Below are 2,815 nucleotides of genomic sequence, written 5' to 3'. Positions count from 1 at the left end.
ATCCGCTCGCGTCGTCGGCGGTTGGCGGGATTTCACGCGCAGTCGGCAGGCGCAGGTCGGCCGCTGTCGGCGGCAGCCGCCAGAATGAGCTGGTGACTCGTCGTGGGCTGATGCTCTTCGTCGCGCTGTTCGCGTCGGTGTGGTGGTCGTGGGTGAACCTGACCTTCGCGGTGAACATCATGCCGTGGCTCACCCGGCGCCAGCTCGCGTTCGTGATGCTCGCGGCCATGTTCGCGCTCGGCGCGATCGCGGTCGCGGCCCCCGAGGCGACCACCGAGCGCGCGTGGCTGTTCGCCGCGGGCAACACCGCCCTGCGCATCGTGCTGCTCGCGCTGTGGATCTCGCAGTCGTGGGCCACCGGGGGCGCCGCGTCGCGCATCCGGGTGCTCGCCTACAACGGCGTGACCGCGGGGATCTGGCTCGCGTCCATCTGGGTGCCGCAGCCGTGGAACTTCGTGTTGTGGGGTGCGGCCATCGTCATCGAGGTGGTGCTGCTCGTGACGAGCAGCACGAGCTGGGCCGACCGGGTGATCGCCAACCTCAACGTGGAGCACCTCGCCGAGCGCTTCGGACTGCTCGTCGTGATCGTGCTCGGCGAGTCGGTGCTCTCCATCGTGGCCGCGCTCGACGAGGCCTGGACGATCGAGGCCGGGCTGACGGCGGCCCTGGGCCTGGCCGCCATCGCCCTGCTCGCCTGGTCGTTCTTCATGTACGGCACCAAGGCGATGCGCGACGGGCTCGAAGCGCTGCGTGCGGCCGGCGACTACCCGGCCATCCGCGACACCGTGGGGTTCCTGCCGTTCCTCGTCGTCGTCGGGGTGACCGCCGTGTCCGGAGCGCTCGCCAACGCGATCCACGACCCCGGCGAGCCCCTCCCGCTCGCATCGGGCATCGCGCTCTGCGGCGGCATCGCCGTGTTCTACCTCACGAACGCCATCATCTCGGTGCGGTTCGGCCGGCCGATCGGTGCTGTGCTGCGCTGGGCCGTGCCCGCCCTGGTGCTCACCGCAGCGCTCGGCATCTCGGCCGCACTGCTGCCGGCGGGGGCGGTCATCCTCTGCGCGGTCGTGGTGCTCGCGGTCATCGTCGGCTCGGCCGAGCTGTCGGAACGACGCCGGGTGGCCGGGCTCCGCTGAGGGCGGCATGATCCGGTCGCCGCCTGATCGCCTCATCGCCGTCTGCGGCGACGCTGCGGCGGTGTGCTGCAGACTGCTGCACGCCGCCGCCGGGTCGTCAAGGGGCTGCGAACGGGCCCTGTCCGACCCTAGGCTCGCTGCATGCCCACGGCCCCCAGCACGTCCGAGCCCGTCTCGGCATCCGATTCCACAGCCTCGAAGCAGCGGCTCGCGGCCGTCATCTACAACCCGGTGAAGGTCGAGCTCGACGACCTGCGGGCCGCCATCGCGGCGGAGCCCGCCGCCGCCGACTGGGCCGAGACGCTCTGGTTCGAGACCACCGAGGAGGACCCGGGCCCAGGGCAGGCGAAGCAGGCGCTCGAGGCCGGCGCCGACATGGTGATCGCGGCCGGAGGCGACGGCACCATCCGCGCCGTCGCCCAGGAGCTCGGCGGCACCTCGACGTCGCTCGCCCTGCTCCCGTCGGGTACGGGCAACCTGCTCGCCCGCAACCTCGACCTGACGCTCGACGACCTCGAGAACTCCATCCACGTCGCGTACGACGGCGTCGACCGGCAGATCGACCTCGCGTGGGCCGCCATCCGTCGCGAGGGCGGCACGGTGGAGCGAGCCGCCTATCTCGTGATGGCCGGCTTCGGGCTCGACGCGAAGATGCTCTCGAACACCGACGAGGAACTGAAGGCCAAGGTCGGCTGGCTCGCCTACGTCGACGCCATACGCAAGGCGCTGCGCGACAAGAACCGCATGCGGATCCGCTACCGCCTCGACGGCCACGGCGCGCGAGCCGTGTCGGCGCACACCCTCATCATCGGCAACTGCGGATCCCTGCCCGCCAACGTCCTGCTGCTCCCCGAAGCTGCCATCGACGACGGGCGCTTCGAGGCGGTGTTCCTCCGCCCCGAGAGCGCGTGGGGCTGGGTGCAGATCTTCGTGAAGGTGATCTGGGAGAACGGCGTGCTGCGCCGCACGAAGTGGGGTCGCAAACTCGCCTCGCGCGACGTGGACGCGGTGCGCTACGTGCGCGGCCGCCGGCTCGACGTGGTGCTCAGCCGGGCCGAGGAGGTGGAGCTCGACGGCGATTCCTTCGGGCGCGCCGAGGCGATCCGAACGTGGATCGACGCCGGCGCCCTGACCGTGCGAGTTCCGGTCACCGAGGCCGAGGCCGAGTCGGAGCCTGCTTCCGCGTGATTCCGGGCAGCGGATGCCGCGGCATCCGTTTGTCAAGGCGCTTCCCGCGCTTGCCGCGACGGTGTTTCCTGCTGGAAGTCCCGTTCGCGGCACCCACCGCACGACCGACAAGGAGCACTGATGGCCGACGCCGAGATCACCCCGTCCGAGCAGGGCGACGACCAGACGCCACCGCCGGCTCGCGCGACGAAGGACCGCGGCGACGGCGCCCGCCTGCCTGAGGAGTTCGAGGCGGGCGACGAGACGGTCGCAGAGGACACCGCGTCGGGCGGGGCACCCGAGCCCGCTGGCGAGTCGTCGGATGGGTGACGCCTCGGAGGACCGCGTCGGCGAAGTCGTGAGCCCCGAGGACCTGCCCGCGCAGGTCGAGGTGAGCGAGCACGACGGCGTCACCCGCATCGACATCGCGGAGGACGCGGAGACGCGGCCCGGCGAGGTCGACGGGGCGTAGCCGGCGAGGCGGTGAGGCGGGAGCGCGGCTCAGCGCGGCT

At 71.8% G+C, this 2,815-nt stretch carries 4 protein-coding genes; all 4 read left to right on the top strand.

Going from position 1 to position 2,815, the window contains the following annotated elements; all coding sequences use genetic code 11:
* Window positions 1–92 precede the first annotated feature (92 nt).
* The 4 genes from GH736_RS20545 to GH736_RS20530 all read left to right on the top strand — a co-directional run bounded on the left by GH736_RS20545 (window position 93) and on the right by GH736_RS20530 (window position 2,775).
* Window positions 93–1,136, top strand: a complete 1,044-nt coding sequence (locus GH736_RS20545) for a low temperature requirement protein A (protein ID WP_159606630.1) — start codon at window positions 93–95, stop codon at window positions 1,134–1,136.
* Window positions 1,137–1,277: 141 nt separating this feature from the next.
* Window positions 1,278–2,324 (top strand): diacylglycerol/lipid kinase family protein, encoded by a 1,047-nt coding sequence (locus GH736_RS20540; RefSeq protein ID WP_159606629.1) that lies wholly within the window; start codon window positions 1,278–1,280, stop codon window positions 2,322–2,324.
* Between the two features lie 120 nt (window positions 2,325–2,444).
* Window positions 2,445–2,633 (top strand): hypothetical protein, encoded by a 189-nt coding sequence (locus tag GH736_RS20535; protein WP_159606627.1) that lies wholly within the window; start codon window positions 2,445–2,447, stop codon window positions 2,631–2,633.
* Complete coding sequence (locus tag GH736_RS20530; RefSeq protein ID WP_159606625.1) at window positions 2,626–2,775, top strand: hypothetical protein; 150 nt, start codon at window positions 2,626–2,628, stop codon at window positions 2,773–2,775. The genes GH736_RS20535 and GH736_RS20530 overlap by 8 nt, the downstream gene beginning before the upstream one ends.
* Window positions 2,776–2,815 lie beyond the last annotated feature (40 nt).

This window comes from Agromyces humi (assembly GCF_009720255.1).
GTDB classification, from domain to species: Bacteria; Actinomycetota; Actinomycetes; order Actinomycetales; family Microbacteriaceae; genus Agromyces; species Agromyces humi.
This window is presented reverse-complemented; position numbering and strand designations above follow the sequence as displayed.

Bases quoted from the DNA above. Each gene is read 5' to 3' on its own strand.
- GH736_RS20540 (WP_159606629.1), top strand. From the start codon at position 1,278: ATGCCCACGGCCCCCAGCACGTCCGAGCCCGTCTCGGCATCCGATTCC.
- GH736_RS20535 (WP_159606627.1), top strand. From the start codon at position 2,445: ATGGCCGACGCCGAGATCACCCCGTCCGAGCAGGGCGACGACCAGACG.
- GH736_RS20530 (WP_159606625.1), top strand. From the start codon at position 2,626: ATGGGTGACGCCTCGGAGGACCGCGTCGGCGAAGTCGTGAGCCCCGAG.